This window comes from Gordonia sp. X0973 (assembly GCF_013348785.1).
GTDB lineage: Bacteria > Actinomycetota > Actinomycetes > Mycobacteriales > Mycobacteriaceae > Gordonia.
Genome location: NZ_CP054691.1, coordinates 716,402 through 732,996 on the forward strand (window position 1 = coordinate 716,402; position 16,595 = coordinate 732,996).

The following is a 16,595-nucleotide window of genomic DNA, read 5'->3' on the forward strand; positions in this document are numbered from 1 at the left end:
GGGCGTGCCACGCCCAGCAGTGGTGAGGCACACTGGAGGGGTGAGTCTCACAGCCCAGATTGACTTGCTCCGCGCGGCCGTTGACCTGGCCCGGGCCGCCATCGTGACCGATGGCGGTGAGCCCGGCGACCACATCGAGGCCGTCGTGGAGGACGACAACTCCGTCGCGCACTACTTCACCGCGGACGTGCCCGGCTACCGCGGGTGGCGCTGGTGCGCCGTCGTGGCGGCGGCGTCGGATGACGACGGCCCGGACGGGGTGACGGTCAGCGAAGTGGTGTTGCTACCCGGCGACGGCGCCCTGCTGGCCCCCGCCTGGGTGCCGTGGTCGGAACGACTCGCCGCGGGCGACCTGGGTCCCGGCGACCAGCTGGCCGCGGAGACCGACGACCCGCGCCTGGTGCCCAACCAGGTCGACGGCGGTGACGCCGAGGCCCTCGACGGCGAGATCGGCCTGGGCCGCAAGCGGGTGCTGAGCCGGGAGGGTCGCGACGACGCCGCCCAGCGCTGGTACGACGGCGAATACGGCCCGGCGTCGGCGATGGCGCAGGCCGCGCGGCACAACTGCGCCGACTGCGGCTTCTACCTGCCGTTGGCCGGTGCCCTGCGGCAGGCCTTCGGCGTCTGCGCCAACGAGTATTCCGCCGACGGCCACGTGGTCTCGGCCGAGTACGGCTGTGGTGCGCACTCGGACGTGGTGGCCCGCCCCTCCGTCTCGACGCCGCTATTCGATCCGTATGACGACGGCGTCCTCGAGGTGTTCGCCGCGGCGGAGTGATGCGCCACGTCCTCGCCGCCGACGTCGACCGGCTGCGCACCGCGGTCCTCGACGCATGGCGGGCCTCGCCGACGCGCCTGGTCGAGGACGCCCGCGCCGAGGCCGACCTCGCCGCCGTCGGGTACCGCGACCGGCTCTTCGTCGAACTCGCCGCGAATGCCGCCGACGCCGCCGCCGCGGCGGGCGTCGCGGGGAAGCTGGCCGTGTGGCGCGACGACGAGGGCGCCCTGCACCTGGCCAACACCGGTGAGCCGCTGACCGCGGCCGGGGTGGAGTCCTTGCTGGCCCTGCGCGTCTCCCCGAAGGATGCCGCCGCCGAGACCGTCGGGCGTTTCGGTGTCGGGTTCGCCGCCGTGGTCCCGGTCGCCCGCCGCGTCGAAGTCCGTTCCCGCACCGGCACCGTGGTTTTCGACCGCACCGAGACGGCCCGTGAGATCGAGTCGTGGGCGGGCTTGCCCGACGGGCTGGACGCCCCACTGCTGCGGCTGGCGTGGGCGGGTGACGCTGCACCGGCCGAGGGGTTCGACACCGAGATCGTCGTCCTGCCGCGCACCGGGGTGGACGTCGACGCGCTGCTCGCCGAGATGGCCGCCCAAGCCCGCGACCGGCTGCTGGAACTGCCCGCGCTCGCCGAGATCACCGTCGGCGAGGCCACCGTGACCGCCGGGGAAGCCGCGGCGGAGTGGTTCGAGGTGGCGACCGGAGACATCCGCTGGCTCGCCCCGATCGCGAAGCGGCCGGCGGCGCCCGAGGTGCTGCGCACCCCGACGCCCACCGACATCGACATCTCCGTCCCGGCGCGGGTCATCGCGACGCTGCCGGTGACACCGGACCGCAGGCACCTCATGCCCGGCGTCGACGTCGGCGTCCTCGCCCCCGGCTACGCAGCGCTGGTCGCCGCGCTCCCGCCTGCGCGTCGCCCGGGATTCGTGCCGCGGGCGCTGGGGGCCAACCCGGTCGACGCACGGCTGCTGGAGACGGTGCTCGACGCACTGGGGAAGACGGCATGGGTGCCCGCCGCGGATGGCGAAGCCGCCCTGGTGCCGCGGCGCACGCTGATCGTCGCCGATCTGTCCGACGAGCTGGCCGCCTGCCTCGGGCCGGTGCTGGCCGACCTCGCCCACCCCGACGTCTCCGGCCCGGCGCAGCGTGCCGCCTTGGTCGCCGTCGGGGCGCGCGAGATCGGGTTGGCCGACATCGCGAACGCGCTGGCCGACGTCGACCGGCCCACGCAGTGGTGGGCGCAGTGCTATGACGCGCTGGCCCCGCTGGTCCTCACCGCCCAGGACGCGGAGGAACTCGGTGCCCTGCCGGTGCCGCGTGCCGACGGTCGCCGCAACCTCGGGGCCCGCGGCCTAATCTTCGCGGCGGCCGGGGTCGCGGCGCCGTGGGCCAAGGCCGTCGCACCCGACGCCGTCCACCCGTTGCTGGAGCGGCTGGGCGCGCAACCGGTCGGTCCCGGTGAGCTGCTGGCCGCACCCGAACTCGTGGTCGCCCTGGCCGAGGCGGCCGAGCACGGCACCGACGACGAGGTACTCGACCTCGCGCATGCGGTGCTCGGTCTGCTGGTCGCCGACCCGGATGCTGAGCTGCCCGCCGCGGCGTCGGCCGAACTGCTGCTACCCGATGACGAGGGGGAACTCGTCCACGTCGACGAACTGTCGATGCCCCGGTCGCCCCTGGTCGAACTACTCGGCGAGGACTGCCCGTTCGCACTCGTCGATGATCCGCTGATCCAGCGGTACGGGGAATCGGCGTTGCGCCGGGCCGGGGTTGGCTGGGGATTCCTCACCGTCTCCGAGCAATGGCCCACCGAGCCCAACCACGACCTCGACGACGAAGGGCGGTGGTGGTCGGGACTCGGGGAGCCGCCGTCGACCATGACGGCGGCGCGCGACCTGGACCTCGTGCCCGACGACCGGTGGCGGGCGGCCCTGCACATCCTGGCCGACGATCCGGCCACGGCCCCGCTGCTCGTCGAGCGGGAGGGCTACACCGCGTGGTGGCTGCGCGAGCACGCGCAGATCGACGGTCGGCCGGTGCGCGAGTACCGCAGCCCGGACGCCGACGGGTTCGCCGGGATCGTCGACCCGCTCGACCACCCGGACGCCGCGCGACTCTCCGGTGTGCTGCTCGGCGACGCCGTGCGCGACTCCCCGTCGGCCGCGATGATCCTCGCGGGCCTGGGCGACGCGCAGCGAGACGTCGCGCCGGGGGTCGCGGTGCGGGCATACGGGGAGGTGCTCACCGCACTAGCGCGCGGTGACGCCGACACCGAGGCCGTGATGACCGCGCTCGGCGAACCGCCCGCCGCCAGAACACTCGACGGATCGGTCTGCGACACCGGGGTGGTCGTCGACGCGGCCCAGTACCTCGCCGTCGTCGACCCGGCGCGCGCGGTGGTGCCCGGCCTGCCGGTGGCCGCGGATTCCGCCGCCGACCTCGCCGCACTCCTCGACCTCCCGCTCTCCTCCGAGGCGGTACCGGTCCGCGTGATCAGCACCGGTCGGGTGACGACGTGGGAGGCCGATCCCGACGCGATCGCCGTCGCCGCGCAGTATTCCGCGACCCTCCCACGGGGGCGGGTGGTCGTACACGACGACCTCGTCGTCGCGACCGAGCGGGGCGAGCACCGCGTCGCGCGGTGGGTCGACGAGGACGGGACCGCCCATCTGCGCCGGATGGCGTCGGGGAGATGACCTAGCCTGAGAGCCATGATCCTCGCCGAACCCCCGATCGACCGCGGGATGCTCGACCTCGCCGTCGACATCCGCTCCGGATTCTGGACCTCGGTCGCCGAGGCACTGAGCTGGCTCGGCTCCATCTCGGTGCTGACCGTGATCGTGATCGCGGCCAGTGCGGTGTTCGCCGCCTTCGGCCGCTGGCGGTCGGCGGCGGCCGTCCTGTTCGGATCGTGGTCGGCTTATTGGCTGATGATCGGGCTCAAGGCCCTGTTCGACCGGGACCGCCCGCCGGTATCGGCCCGTCTGATCCACGCCTCCCACCAGTCGATGCCGTCGGGCCACGCGATGATGAGCCTGGTGGTGTTCGGGTTGATCGCCGCCTGTCTCTACCGGTCGTCGGGCTGGATCCGCCAGCATCCCGACGTCCTGATGCTCGCACCCGTGCTGAGCCTCGCGATCGGCGTGAGCCGGGTCTATCTGGGCGTGCATTGGTTCACCGACGTGGTGATCGGCTGGGTGCTCGGCGCGGCCTGGGTGGCCCTGGTCGTCTGGGTGGCGCACCTCGGTCAGCCGGACACCCGGGTAAAGTTTGCCTAACCTTCCTATGGTGCAATGTCGGCTATGGGATTTTTCCGACGCCTAGCCGTCCTCGCCGCGGCGGCGGCCACCGTGGCCGTGGCGGCACCGACCGGAGCGACGCAGGCCGCGCCCGGCGAGCGACTGCCGATCATCTACCTGGCCAGCGCGATCGAGAACGAGACGCTGACCCAGGCGTTCACCGCGCCGATGCGGGCGCGCGGCTACGAGGTCTACACCTTCCAGACCAACGATCCGAAGGATCCGCGCAACAACCCCTTCGTGCGGATCAAGGGCAACTCGGCAAAGCTCGGGCGCTGGGCCGACGACCTGTCCAAGCGCACCGGCCACAAGAAATTCGACCTGGTCACCATTTCGCAGACCGGGATCGTCGGGCGCTACTGGTTGAAGGATTTCGGCGGGGCGCGCCTCGTCCGCAAGGCGGTGATCCTCTCCGGGATGATCCTCGGCTCGCCGTATCAGGCCCAGTGGCTGCGCCAGGGCAAGTGCCCGCCGCGTGACCGCCTCCAATACCTGCCGCCGCAGTACCGCGGGATGAACCCGACGCCGGCATGCCGAGAGCAGGCGATGGGCGGCACGGACATCGCCGCGCTCAACTCGCCAGCGCAGGCGCTGCCCGGCGTCACCTACTACAACGTGACGACGCTGCGCGAAGAGGAGGCGGCCCCGTTCTGGATCAACCTGATGACCGGTCCGGGCCGCTACCGCAACATCGTCACCCAGGATCTGTGCCCGAACGATCCGATCGTGCACATGACGCTCAACGTCGCGCCGTCGATGCAGTCGCTGATCGACTCGCTGCTGCGCACCGGGCACCCGGCGATGGCGTGCATGGCTCCCGCGGCGCCCGCGATGAAGGTGCGCCCCCTGCGGACTCCGCCGGGGATCACGCTCCCGGCCGGCTCGGTGATGCCGCCGCAGTTCGCGCGCTACTACCGGTAGGCGCTACTCCAGCCCCTGCTGGGCGGTCTTGGAGCCGCGGCGCACCGCGGCGAGCTGCACGCCGACGATGAGCGTGCCCAGCACGCCGACGCCCAGTCCCCAGAGGCATACCTGCAGCGTCAGGCCGCCGACGCCGGTCACGAGCGCGACGATCGTCGCGACCAGCCAGGCGGCCATGCCGACCACAATGACCGGGCCCGGTTCGCGCAGAATCTTGGGCAACTCGGGAACGGGGGTCTGGGCGGCGTCGGACATGGGTTCAGGTTAACGTTCTGGGCGTGAGCGCAGCGCCGGTACCGTCCCGAGTCGATCGGTTCTTCCGTATCAGCGAGCGCGGCTCGACGCCGCTGCGCGAGATGCGGGGCGGGATCGTCACCTTCTTCACGATGGCCTACATCGTCGTGTTGAACCCGATCATCCTCGGCGGTCACCCCGGCAAGCCGATCAACGCGGACATCCACGGCGACGTGCTGCCGATGGCGGCGGTCGCCGCGGTCACCGCACTCGTCGCCGGGGTGATGTGCGTGGTCTTCGGCGTGGTGGCGAACTATCCGTTCGCCTTCGCCGCCGGACTGGGCGTCAACAGCCTCCTCGCGGTGAGCGTGACCACCCAGGTCACCTGGCCGGAGGCGATGGGCCTGGTGGTCCTCAACGGCGTCATCATCGTCGCGCTCGCGGTGACGGGCTTCCGCACCGCGGTGTTCAACGCCGTGCCCGCCGAACTCAAGGCCGCGATCACCGCCGGCATCGGCGTGTTCATCGCGTTCATCGGATTCGTCAACGCCGGGTTCGTGCAACGGGTCCCCGACGCCGCCCACACGACGGTGCCGGTCCGCCTCGGCGAATCCGGATCGATCTCGACCTGGCCGGTCTTCGTCTTCGCGGTCGGACTCCTGTTGATGGGGGTGCTGACCGTGCGCAAGGTGCCCGGCGGCCTGCTGATCGGCATCGTCCTCACCACGGTGTTGGCGATCGTCGTCCAAGCGGTCCGCCCGAGCCGCTGGGCCCTCAACGCCCCGGAACTGCCGCATTCGGTCGGCGGCCTGCCCGACCTCTCCCTGATCGGCAAGGTGGACCTGTTCGGCGCGTTCACCGAGCACGGCTCCGCGTCGCACGTCATCGCGGCACCGGCCATCGGCGCGTCGATCCTGCTGTTCAGCATCGTGCTCGCCAACTTCTTCGACGCGATGGGCACCATGACCGGGCTCGGCGAGGAGGCCGGACTCGCCGACGAGAACGGGACGCTGCCCGGGATCGGGAAGGCACTGGTCGTGGAGGGCACCGGCGCCATCGCCGGCGGCCTGGGCTCGGCGTCGTCGAACACCGTGTTCGTCGAGTCGGCGTCGGGGATCGCCGAAGGCGCGCGGACCGGATTCGCGAACCTGGTGACCGGAGCATTGTTCCTCGCGGCGATGTTCTTCACGCCGCTCTACCAGGTGGTGCCACTCGAGGCCGTCGCCCCGGCGCTGGTGATCGTCGGCGCGCTGATGATCGGGCAGATCCGGACCATCGACCTGACCCGCTTCGAATACGCCCTGCCCGCCTTCCTGACCATCGTGGCCATGCCGTTCACCTACTCCATCGCCAACGGCATCGGCCTGGGCTTCATCAGCTGGGTGGTGCTGGCGACCGCGCGGGGCAAAGCGCGCGAAGTCCACCCGATCCTGTGGGCGGTGGCCGTGGTGTTCGTCGTCTACTTCGCCCGCGCCCCGATCCAGGAGCTGTTGACCTGACCTAGAAGTCGGTGCCGGTGGCCGGGTGGGTATCGGTGCGCCAGATATTCGCGAAGGCGGTCAACAGCTCGGGTGACGACGCGTCGAGCCGGCCGGCGCTCGCGAGCGCACGGGCGTCCACCGAGCCGAAGTAGAGCGATCCCACTACGGTGATGCCGCAACGGATCTCGCCGTCCGTGCCCTCCCCGCCGCGTTGTACCGACGCCGTGCCGTCGACGATCCGCAGCCGGTACCGGTCCCCGGCGTCGCCCACCGGGTCGTCGACGATCAGCGTCGCATCGAGGTCGGCGGCGTACCGGCGGGCGGTGAGCGCCTTGTCGACGTCGAGGATCGCCACCCAGAGGGTGTCGTAGCGCGAGGTCGTCTTCACCCCGCGCAGATCGGCGAGCTTGACCGGCAGGGGATCGCCGACCGAGAGGGTCGCCGTGGTCGCGGCGACCAGGTCGAGGGAGGAGAGGACGCGCCACAGCTCGGTGTGCGCCTCGTCGGTGACGGCGACAACCTCCTCGATCCGCGCGTCGGGCAGGTCGTCGGCATCGGGGTGGGCCGCGTCGAGCCGGTAGGTCGCGTAGCCGTCGGCGTGCAGCAGGTACTGCCGCTCGCCGGTGGTGAAGGGCCGCAGCACGGGCCGGTCATCGAGGAGGTAGGCCCACCAGCGGTCGTCGCGCAGCATGACGCCGGGATGGACGTCGGCCCAGCGGCCGTAGATGCCCGGGGCCGCGGCGGCGAACTCCGCGGCGGAGGCGAACCGCACACCGGCACGCTCGGGTGGCGCGACGCGCAGCGTCTGCCGCTCGTCGATCCGCACGTCCTCGGCGAAGATCGCCGGGCCGAACCCGAACCGCTCGTAGATCGTGGCCTCCGAGGCCCACAGCGCGGCCATGCCGAATCCCTGCGCCACCCATTCCGCGCGCAGGCGGGTGAGGAGTTCGCGCAGGATCCCGCGCCGACGGTGGGTCGGTGCGACCGACACCCAGGTCAACCCGGGGAAGTCCACCCGGGCGCCGCCGGGCACCGACATCCGCAGGCGGTAATACATGGCCTGGCCGACCAGGGGCGCGCCGGGCAGGGCGGGGTCGCGGGCGATCATCGTGTCCGCGTTGTCGATCATCGCCCGCTCGATGGCGCGGTGCGTCTCGTCGATCGGTGCGGTGATGCCGAAGGCCCGTGCGTCGGCGGCGAAGATCTCCGGCCAGTCGTCGTCGACGGCGGGACGGAACTGCAGATCGGGACGTGAAGCCATGCGACTACCGTAACGGTGGTGTCCGGTTCCCCCACGCAGCACGTGCGAGTCGTCGACGTCGACGACCCCGACGATCCGCGCGTCGACGACTTCCGCGACCTGAACTCGGTGGATCGGCGCCCCGATCTGCCGGTCCTGCCCGGCGGCCGCGTCGGCAAAGGGCTCGTCATCGCCGAAGGGGTACTCGTCGTCGAGCGCATGGTCGCGTCCCGCTTCGCCCCGCATGCCTTCCTCGGCGTCGACCGCCGGCTCGGCGAACTCGCGGCCACCCTGCCGGTCACCGACGATCCCGGGGCGGTGCCGTTCTTCCGGGCGAGCGCCGAGGTCATGGCGCAGATCGTCGGCTTCCACCTCAACCGCGGGGTGCTCGGCGTCGCCGCACGCGCACCGGAGCTCGACGTGGAGCGGGCCGTGGCCGACGCGTGCGTCGTCGCCGTCTTGGAAGGGGTCAACGACCACGAGAACATCGGGTCGATCTTCCGCAACGCCGCCGGATTGGGCGTCGACGCGGTGCTCTTCGGCGCCGGGTGTGCCGATCCGCTGTACCGGCGCTGCGTGCGCGTGTCGATGGGCCATGCCCTACTCGTCCCGTTCGCGAAGCTGCCGGAGTGGCCCGCCGAACTCGACCTGCTCGCCGACCGCGGCTTTCAGACGGTGTCGCTGACGCCCGACCCGGCGTCGCCGATGCTGGCCGACGCGGTCGCCGACGCGCGGCGCGTCGCCTTCCTCGTCGGCGCGGAGGGGCCCGGGCTGACCGCCGCGGCCATGCGGGCAAGTCACGTGCGCGCCCGGATCCCGATGAGTCGGGGAACCGATTCGCTCAACGTCGCGACGGCCGCGGCGATCGCCTTCTACGAGTTGGCGCGCCGCGGCGAGACGATCAGCCCCGGCGCAGGCCGCTGAGGATCAGCACGACGCCGACGAGCACTCCGCCGATGACCAGCAGCCACGGCACCAGGTCGAGGTTCGGGAGGTGGAATCCACCGGTCATCCCCCAGGCGGCGACCAGCAGGGTGAGGATGCCTGCCACCGCGAGGAATACGGAGCGGCGCACCGGCGCGTCGTCGTCGGTCTTGGTCATTTCTTCATCTCCACATCTCCCATGCCGTTGTGGGCACGGATGGTCAGGATCGGGCCGGCTTCGTCGCCGACGATGCCCTGCGGGCACCGGATGGATCCGATTCCAGTGCTGCAGTCGGCGCGGACGCGCACCTTCTGCGGCAGGAGGACGACGAGGTCGCCGACCCCCTGTTCGACGTTGATCGTCCGGTCGTGGCTGATCGACTCGAGTTCGCGAAGGTCCAGGGTCGAGGATCCGACGCCGAGTCGGTAGTGCTCCAGCAGCGCCGATTCGGTGCGGGGCTGCCATTCGCGGTCCCCGACGCCGCCCCGTGTGACCGACCAGTCGTGCTGGTGCGCCAGCGTCGCGATCACCGCGACCGCCGCGGTGAGCAATGCCAGGCCGACGAGGCCGTCGGCGTGGCCGCCGGCGGGACGGCGCTGCAGCGCGGCGACGAGCATCCCGACGCCGAGGACCGCGAGGGCGAGGGAGGCGATCCGGCCGACGGTGAACCATTCGATCCCCACCAGGTTGCCGATGGTGCCGGCCACCGCGGCGAGCACGGCCACACCGGCGACGATCGCGGTCAGCGGGTTCTTCGGCTGCTCGGCCGCGGCGAACGGCGGCTCGGGCGCCGCGGGGGGTTCGGGTAGATCCCAGGCGAAGGCGGCCGTGCCCATCGGATCCCACGGCGGCGGTGTGCCGCCCTCTTCGGCGACCCCGTCCGGGGTCACGCGCTGTTCGGCGGTCTCCGCGTCGGGGCCGGTGGTCGCGGCCGACGCCCGCGCGAGCTGGTCGGCGGCCGTTCCCCGCGGGGCGATGGGTGTGCGCTGGTAGAGCAGCCACCAGCCGATCAGCATGAGGACCGTGCCGGCGATGCCGCCGGACCCCCAGGCCCGCCCGCCGCTCACCGCCGAGACGAAGACGATGGCCACCACGATCCACACGACGAGGGGCGACAGGGCCCACGGCTGGCGGGTGCTGCGCCGCTCGATCCGCAGCGGGGCGCCCTCGCCCGGCAGCGCGGGCAGCGCGACCACGGCGACGATGTACAGCAGGATGCCGCTGCCGCCGAAGATCGTGGCCACCACGAACGCGACCCGGACCAATGTCGGGTCGATGTCGTAGCGGGCGCCGAAGCCGGAGCAGACGCCGGCGATCTTGCGGCCCGGGCGCTGCCGGATCGGGCGGGTCGCCCAGAGATCGGTGAGAGTCGAGGTGTTCATACTTGACGATCCTGGCGTGTCATCGCGTCGAGGGGATCGGGGAGAACCCTGAGATAGTCCCTGAACTCCGCGGCGGGCCGGGGTGGAGAGGTCATGGGCATGCCAGTATCGAAGGTGATGAATCCGCAGACCACCCGTGACGGCGAATCCCGGGCGCCTCGACTGGTACGGCGCAACGGCGGCAGCATCATTGCCGGCGTCTGCGGGGGTGTCGCCGATCATCTGGGGATAGACGTGCTGCGGGTGCGCGTCGTCTTCGTCGTCCTGGCCGCCCTCGGCGGCGCGGGCGCGGTTGCCTACGCCATTCTGTGGTACTTCTGCCCGCAGGGCGACGACACCGTACCGCCGCGGCGCGCCGAGCGCCGCCAGGCGTGGGGTCTGGTGGTGATCGGGGCGGCGGCACTGGTCGCGAATGCCATGCTCGCCGCGAATGCCCCGGCGCAGCAGACCCTCGCCGTCGTCTTCGTGCTGGTCGGAGTCGCGCTGGTGTGGCGCGAGGCCGACGTGATCGGGATCGGCGCGCGGCGGTCGGCCAGCACCTGGCTGCGGGTCGTCGCCGGTGCGGCCCTGGTCGTCGGCGGTCTCGTGGCGATGGTGGCGGCATCCGACTCGGTGTTCGGCGGCGTCAACTCCACGGTCCTGGCGGTGGTGGCGACGCTGGTCGGCGTCGTACTGCTCACCGTGCCGATGTGGATGCGCCTGCTGCGGGCGCTCGACGCCGAGCGCGCCGCGCGGATCCGCACCGACGAGCGGGAGCGGATCGCCTCGCACCTGCACGATTCGGTCCTGCAAACCCTCGCGCTGATCCAAAAGCAATCGCACGACCCCGACGCCGTCGCCCGGCTGGCCCGTCGGCAGGAGCGCGACCTCCGGGCCTGGCTGTTCGGCGACCCGGCCGCGCGACGGGAGTCCTTCGCGGCGGCGGTGGCGGCACTGGCCGTCGAGGTCGAGGACGCCTACGGCATCGAGGTCGAGGCGGTGACCGTCGGCGACACCGCGCCGCGGGAGATGCGCGACGAGCAGTGGGCCCCGGCCGCCTCGGCGCTGCTCGGTGCGACTCGGGAGGCCCTGGTCAATGCGGCCAAGCACTCCGGCGCCGCGAAGGCGGACCTCTACGCCGAGGTGCTCGCCGACCGCGTCGAGGTATTCGTCCGCGACCGCGGAGCCGGATTCGACCCGGATCGGGTGGACGGGGACCGGCAGGGGCTGGCGTTGTCGATCCGGGCCCGGATGGAGCGGGCCGGCGGTACCGCCCAGATCACCTCGACCGTGGGACGCGGGACCAACGTATTCCTGTCGGTGCCGCGTTCACCCGCCGAAACGGCGCACGTCGACGTGTCGGAGGCGTCATGACCTACCGGGTGTTCCTCGTCGACGACCACGCGGTGTTCCGCTCCGGCGTGCGCGCCGAGTTGGCCTCCGAGGACGGCATCGAGGTGATCGGCGAGGCCGGTGCCGTGCGCCCGGCGATCGTCGAGATCGAGCGTTCACGGCCGGATGTCGTGCTGCTCGACGTACACCTGCCCGACGGCGGCGGCGTCGCGGTGCTGCGCGGCGTGATCGCCGAACTCGGCTCCGACGCGCCGGTGTTCCTCGCGCTGTCGGTATCCGATGCCGCTGCCGATGTCATCGCCACGATCCGGGCGGGGGCGCGCGGATATGTCACGAAGACCATCAGCGGCGCGGAGCTGGCCGACGCGGTGCGCCGCGTGGCCCAGGGCGATGCCGTGTTCAGCCCTCGACTGGCCGGTTTCGTGCTCGACTCGTTCACCGGCCGATCACCCGTCCCGGAGCCGGTGCTCGACCCCGAACTGGACTCGCTGACCCGTCGCGAGATGGAGGTGCTGCGCCTGCTGGCCCGCGGCTACACCTACCGCGAGATCGGCGAGGAACTCTTCATCTCGACCAAGACCGTCGAGACGCACACGTCGAACGTCTTGCGCAAGACCCAGCAGTCCAACCGCAACGCGCTGACCCGATGGGCCGTCGACCGTCGGATCGAGTGAGCCGTCCGTTACCGCTGATCGTCGGCGGAATCAGTTGTCGGAACCGTCCCACCAATCGGCACGGTGGGCGCTAGCGTCGGAGATGACTGCAGGGGGGATCCATGAGCACTCGACGGCTTGTCATCGGAATCATCGCAATGGCGCTGGGGGGATCTTTGCTCAGCGCTCCGGCAGAAGCGGCTCCCCCGGGTCGGCCGATGCCCAACGAGCCCTTCACCATGGGGCCCATTCCCAAAGCGATACCCGACACGATCAACGCGATCGTGCCGCCGCCGCCGTTTCCGCACCTGCGCTCCATACCGCAACGGGCGCAAACCCCGGGATTCAGCCGCCGCATGCAGGAATTGCGCGAGGCGGTCCTGCCGGACCCGACCGGCGATCCGTTCTTCGACCGATGGTCACCGGACCTACCGAAACGTCAGCCGGGCGACTTGCTCGCGCACCGCGACGTCACGTGGCCGGCCGGACTACTCGTCACCGCACCGATTTCGCGTGCGACCCAGGTGAAGTTCGCGACCCGCGACGCCGTGGGTCGACCGTCGTTCGGGACGGCGACGATCCTGGTGCCGCGCGCGCCCTGGCGCGGACCCGGGCATCGCCCGATACTGGTGAACAATCTGCCGATCGATTCGCTCGGGGCGGCGTGTACGCCGGGGATGACGCTGGCGCACGGCGTGAGCATTGCGACCGGCTTCACCGACTTCATGCCGCCGACCACCCAACTCGCGTTGGCCCGTGGCTACAGCGTCGTCGTCCCCGACCACCAGGGACCGCGGCAGTCCTATGCCGAGCCGGTCGTGGCCGGACACATCGTGCTCGACTCGCTGCGAGCGGCGTCGCACCTGGACCGGAAGGCTTTCGGCGCGAGCCGGATCGCCATGACGGGATACTCCGGAGGCGCGATCGCGACCAACGGTGCGGCGAAACTACTCGGCTCCTACGCCCCGGAATTGGTGCCGCGGATGGTGGGGGCAGCGCTCGGTGGGGTACCCGCGGATTTCCAGATCCTCGTCGGGTCGATGAACGCGAATCTGGCGACCGGCATGTTCCACGCGGCGACCTTCGGCATCGCTCGCGAACGGCCCGAGATCCTGACCATGGCCAACCACGCCGCGCAGTGGTTTGCGACCTCGCCGCTGAAGAACGTGTGCGTGATTCCCGAGGGCTACGCCGGGCAGACGTTCATGCCGATGCAGGTGTTCTCCAACGATCCGGACCCGTTTCACTCGCCCATCGCCTACAAGATCTATCGCATCACGAAGATGGCAGATAAGCGCTCTGACGTGCCGCTGTACATCTACAACGGGAGTCAGGAGTTCTGGATCCCGGCGACCGGGGCCCGCAACCTGTACCGCAGCCAATGTCGCCTCGGCGCGACCGCGGCCTACCGAGAGGTCTTCGGCGAGCACGTGATCGCCGCTCTCGCCGGCTATCCAGAAGCGTTGGGATGGCTCGACGCCCGACTTCGCGGTGTGCCCGCCCCCAACGAGTGTCCGCGCGACCTCAGGCCGCGCGGGACCCGCTGATCGGCCGACGGTCAGGCGGTGGCGACGATGAGGATCATCAGGAGCAGGAACAGGACGATCGGGACGAGGATCATGCCGAGCGTGATGCCGACCCCGTTGTAGGACTGCGGCGCCGGGCCGATCGAGCCCTCGCTGAAGGCCCAGACCGGTGCGCGGTACTCCACCGGCACCACCTGCTGCTGCCCCACGTTGACCACCGTCGTCGCGGGCCCCACCTTGGGCGGCAGGAAATAGGGCACGTGGACGTGTACCTGGTGTTGTCCGGGCGGCAGCGGGATTTCGTTGATGCCCCACTGGGCGTTCACCGGGTAGCCGTCGACCTCGATCTTCGGCTTGATGAAGTAGAAGAACCAGTTGATCGGGATGAACTTGGTGTCGATCTGGACGCCCTGCTGGATGGCGCTGTGGACCGGCTGGCCGTATGCCGGTTGGGGGTGGCCCGGCTGTGCGTAGGCGGGTTGGGCGTACCCCGGCTGGGCGTACCCCTGCTGGGGGTATCCGGGCTGGGCGTAGCCCGGTGCCTGCTGGGCGGGGCCGTATCCGGGCTGGGCGGGCGGATAGGCGGCGGGTGCACCCGGCGGGGTGAACGGCTGGCCGGGCTGCGGGGGCTGGGGTGCGCTCATGGATGCCAAGCATTCCATGCAATCGGCCGTCGTCGGCCATCGGGGGGACGCCGGCTACTGGTTGGGGGTGCTGCGAACGCCGAGGAGGACTTCCTCCCAGCCCGGCACCTCGGGCTTGCGCTGCTTGGCGCGGCTGCGCTTCGGCGGCTCCGGCTCGGCCTCGGCTTCGACCTCCGGCGCCGGAACGGGGGTGGGCGGCTCGGGAGCCGGCTTGCGCGGTCGGCGGCGCACGGGTGCCGGTTCGGTGGTGCGCTGCGCCGCGACGACCGTGGCGGCGTCGACGGTGACCGCCTCCACCGGATCGGCGACCGGTTGCAGCGGATGGCGGGCACCGGATTCGGGATGCACGAGGTCGTCGGCGCCGTTGTCCAGCGGCTCGGCGGTGCCGCCCTGCGAACCGGGGGAGAAGCGCCAGTGGGCGTGGTTCTCCGTGTGCCCGACGGTCCACGTGAGCTGTCCGACCCAGTTCCCGTCGTCGGCCTTCCACGCGTCCCAGTCGGCGACGTCGGGATTGATCCCGCGTGCCCGGAGCGCCGCGGTGACGACCTCGTCGAGGGTGGCCAGCGCGGGACCGTCCTCGCGCATCGGGTGGGCGGCGCGGATCAGTTCCGCGGCCCGGGCCCGTTCCAGGAGGACGGGGTGGGCGAAGCGCTGTACGCGGTCGACGGTGGTGCCGGCGGCCGACGCGACCTCTTCGACGGTGGCCCCGGACCGGATGCGCGACTGGATCTCGCGCGGGCGCAGGGCGGATTCCATCTCGATCTGGATCTGCCCGAGGCGGGTGACATCGCCGCGCGCGGCGGCGCGCAGACGGTCGTCGGCGGGGATGCGGAACTTCTCGCCGGTCTCGTCGTCGATACAGATCACAAAGCTGGCATCAGCGTCGACGCTGGTGACGCGCAGCTTCCGCATCTGCTCCTCCTCGACGACGGCGTGTGGACCAGACTAATGCAAACCGCGCTTGCCCGAGGGGGGACACGCAGGCCGACCGCAGGTCAGAGGCGCTCGACGACGTACTCGATCGACGCGGTGAGCGCCGAGACGTCGTCGGGATCGATCGCCGGGAACATGCCGATGCGGAGCTGGTTGCGGCCCAGCTTGCGGTAGGGCTCGGTGTCGACGACGCCGTTGGCGCGCAGCACCTTGGCGACGGCGGCCGCGTCGACCGAGTCGTCGAAGTCGATCGTGCCGACCACCTGGCTGCGGTGCGGCTCGTCGGCGAACGGCGTTGTGTACGAGGTCTTCTCGGCCCACGAGTAGAGCCGCGAGCTCGAGTCGGCGGTGCGCGAGACACACCAGTCGAGGCCGCCGTTGCCGTTCATCCACTCGATCTGGTTCCGGAACAGCAACAGCGATCCGACGGCCGGCGTGTTGTACGTCTGGTCCTTCGGGCTGTTCTCCACGGCGGTGGCCAGCGAGAGGAATTCCGGGATGTAGCGGTCGGTCGCGGCGATCTCGGCGACCCGCTCCAGTGCGGCGGGGCTCATGATCGCGATCCACAGGCCGCCGTCGGAGGCGAAGCACTTCTGCGGGGCGAAGTAGTAGACGTCGGTCGCGGAGATGTCGACGGGTAGGCCACCCGCACCCGACGTGGCGTCGATCGCGACGAGGGCGTCACCGGCGGCGGCCGGGCGCAGCACCGGGACGGCCACACCGGTCGAGGTCTCGTTGTGCGCCCACCCGACGAGGTCGACACCGGCGGCGTCGTCGGCGGTGATGGCGGCCGGATCGGGCGCGGTACCCGGATCGGTGGAGATGACCTTCGGGTCGTCGAGCCACGGCGCCTTCTTGGTGACGGTCGCGAACTTCGACGAGAACTCGCCGTAGGTGAGGTTCAGGGCCTGCTTGCGCACCAGGCCGAAGGCGGCGGCATCCCAGAAGGCGGTGGTGCCGCCGTTGGACAGCACCACCTGGTAGCCGTCGGGCAGTGAGAACAGCTCGGTCAGTCCGGCGCGGATGTCGCCGACGACGTTCTTGACCGGGGCCTGCCGGTGGCTGGTGCCGAAGACCGAGGCGCCGGTGTCCACCAGGGATTGCAACTGCTCGGGGCGCACTTTGGACGGCCCGCAGCCGAAGCGGCCGTCTTTGGGGAGCAGGTCGGCGGGGATGGTGATCTGCGCAGCGTCGGTCATGCGGACAATCCTAGAGGGCTGGTCGGAGGGTTCCCGGCGCGGGTG

16 protein-coding genes are annotated in these 16,595 nt (G+C 71.2%); 9 read left to right on the top strand and 7 right to left on the bottom strand.

Features of this window, described 5'->3' with window-relative positions:
- Nucleotides 1-40: 40 nt before the first annotated feature.
- The 4 genes from HUN08_RS03540 to HUN08_RS03555 are packed head-to-tail and all read left to right on the top strand — an operon-like array spanning nucleotide 41 to nucleotide 5,001.
- Nucleotides 41-778 carry a DUF3027 domain-containing protein gene (locus HUN08_RS03540; protein ID WP_124248593.1) on the top strand — a complete coding sequence of 246 codons (738 nt, stop codon included), beginning with the start codon at nucleotides 41-43 and terminating at the stop codon, nucleotides 776-778.
- On the top strand, nucleotides 778-3,477 hold the full coding sequence (locus HUN08_RS03545; protein ID WP_124248592.1) for a hypothetical protein: 2,700 nt from the start codon (nucleotides 778-780) through the stop codon (nucleotides 3,475-3,477). Before HUN08_RS03540 ends, HUN08_RS03545 begins: the two co-directional genes overlap by 1 nt.
- Before the next feature lie 15 nt (nucleotides 3,478-3,492).
- Nucleotides 3,493-4,059, top strand: coding sequence for a phosphatase PAP2 family protein (locus HUN08_RS03550; protein ID WP_301546866.1), 567 nt, complete (start codon nucleotides 3,493-3,495; stop codon nucleotides 4,057-4,059).
- A 24-nt stretch (nucleotides 4,060-4,083) separates the two neighbouring features.
- Nucleotides 4,084-5,001: a triacylglycerol lipase gene (locus HUN08_RS03555; protein ID WP_124248591.1), complete on the top strand. Its 918-nt coding sequence runs from the start codon at nucleotides 4,084-4,086 to the stop codon at nucleotides 4,999-5,001.
- Between the two features lie 3 nt (nucleotides 5,002-5,004).
- Here the strand turns inward: HUN08_RS03555 and HUN08_RS03560 are convergent, their stop codons facing one another.
- Nucleotides 5,005-5,256 (bottom strand): DUF2530 domain-containing protein, encoded by a 252-nt coding sequence (locus HUN08_RS03560; protein ID WP_124248590.1) that lies wholly within the window; start codon nucleotides 5,254-5,256, stop codon nucleotides 5,005-5,007.
- Between the two features lie 101 nt (nucleotides 5,257-5,357).
- Between HUN08_RS03560 and HUN08_RS03565 the strand changes: the two genes are divergently transcribed.
- The gene (locus tag HUN08_RS03565; RefSeq protein WP_301546962.1) at nucleotides 5,358-6,734 is read left to right on the top strand and encodes an NCS2 family permease; all 1,377 of its coding nucleotides are present in this window, start codon (nucleotides 5,358-5,360) and stop codon (nucleotides 6,732-6,734) included.
- Between the two features lies 1 nt (nucleotide 6,735).
- Here HUN08_RS03565 and HUN08_RS03570 read toward each other — a convergent pair whose 3' ends face one another.
- Nucleotides 6,736-7,977, bottom strand: a complete 1,242-nt coding sequence (locus HUN08_RS03570) for a GNAT family N-acetyltransferase (RefSeq protein ID WP_124248588.1) — start codon at nucleotides 7,975-7,977, stop codon at nucleotides 6,736-6,738.
- Between the two features lie 42 nt (nucleotides 7,978-8,019).
- Between HUN08_RS03570 and HUN08_RS03575 the strand changes: the two genes are divergently transcribed.
- Nucleotides 8,020-8,880, top strand: a complete 861-nt coding sequence (locus HUN08_RS03575) for an RNA methyltransferase (protein ID WP_124248634.1) — start codon at nucleotides 8,020-8,022, stop codon at nucleotides 8,878-8,880.
- On the opposite strand, the gene HUN08_RS03580 is transcribed toward HUN08_RS03575, so the two are convergent.
- Together HUN08_RS03580 and HUN08_RS03585 are read right to left on the bottom strand one after the other, a co-directional pair.
- Nucleotides 8,858-9,058, bottom strand: coding sequence for a hypothetical protein (locus HUN08_RS03580; RefSeq protein WP_124248587.1), 201 nt, complete (start codon nucleotides 9,056-9,058; stop codon nucleotides 8,858-8,860). The two genes, HUN08_RS03575 and HUN08_RS03580, sit on opposite strands and share 23 nt — an antisense overlap.
- Nucleotides 9,055-10,263: a PspC domain-containing protein gene (locus HUN08_RS03585; RefSeq protein ID WP_124248586.1), complete on the bottom strand. Its 1,209-nt coding sequence runs from the start codon at nucleotides 10,261-10,263 to the stop codon at nucleotides 9,055-9,057. The genes HUN08_RS03580 and HUN08_RS03585 overlap by 4 nt, the downstream gene beginning before the upstream one ends.
- Nucleotides 10,264-10,362: 99 nt before the next feature.
- Between HUN08_RS03585 and HUN08_RS03590 the strand changes: the two genes are divergently transcribed.
- From HUN08_RS03590 to HUN08_RS03600, 3 genes are all read left to right on the top strand, one after another.
- The gene (locus HUN08_RS03590; protein WP_301546867.1) at nucleotides 10,363-11,616 is read left to right on the top strand and encodes an ATP-binding protein; all 1,254 of its coding nucleotides are present in this window, start codon (nucleotides 10,363-10,365) and stop codon (nucleotides 11,614-11,616) included.
- Nucleotides 11,613-12,269 (top strand): response regulator transcription factor, encoded by a 657-nt coding sequence (locus HUN08_RS03595; RefSeq protein ID WP_124248585.1) that lies wholly within the window; start codon nucleotides 11,613-11,615, stop codon nucleotides 12,267-12,269. Before HUN08_RS03590 ends, HUN08_RS03595 begins: the two co-directional genes overlap by 4 nt.
- Before the next feature lie 197 nt (nucleotides 12,270-12,466).
- Entirely contained in the window at nucleotides 12,467-13,795 is a 1,329-nt protein-coding gene (locus tag HUN08_RS03600) for a lipase family protein (protein ID WP_301546868.1), read from the top strand.
- An 11-nt stretch (nucleotides 13,796-13,806) separates the two neighbouring features.
- On the opposite strand, the gene HUN08_RS18330 is transcribed toward HUN08_RS03600, so the two are convergent.
- The 3 genes from HUN08_RS18330 to serC all read right to left on the bottom strand — a co-directional run bounded on the left by HUN08_RS18330 (nucleotide 13,807) and on the right by serC (nucleotide 16,550).
- Nucleotides 13,807-14,418: a hypothetical protein gene (locus HUN08_RS18330; RefSeq protein ID WP_301546869.1), complete on the bottom strand. Its 612-nt coding sequence runs from the start codon at nucleotides 14,416-14,418 to the stop codon at nucleotides 13,807-13,809.
- 54 nt (nucleotides 14,419-14,472) lie between these two features.
- Nucleotides 14,473-15,330: a septation protein SepH gene (sepH, locus tag HUN08_RS03610; RefSeq protein WP_124248584.1), complete on the bottom strand. Its 858-nt coding sequence runs from the start codon at nucleotides 15,328-15,330 to the stop codon at nucleotides 14,473-14,475.
- A gap of 83 nt (nucleotides 15,331-15,413) precedes the next feature.
- Nucleotides 15,414-16,550 (bottom strand): phosphoserine transaminase, encoded by a 1,137-nt coding sequence (gene serC, locus HUN08_RS03615; RefSeq protein ID WP_124248583.1) that lies wholly within the window; start codon nucleotides 16,548-16,550, stop codon nucleotides 15,414-15,416.
- Nucleotides 16,551-16,595: the final 45 nt, after the last annotated feature.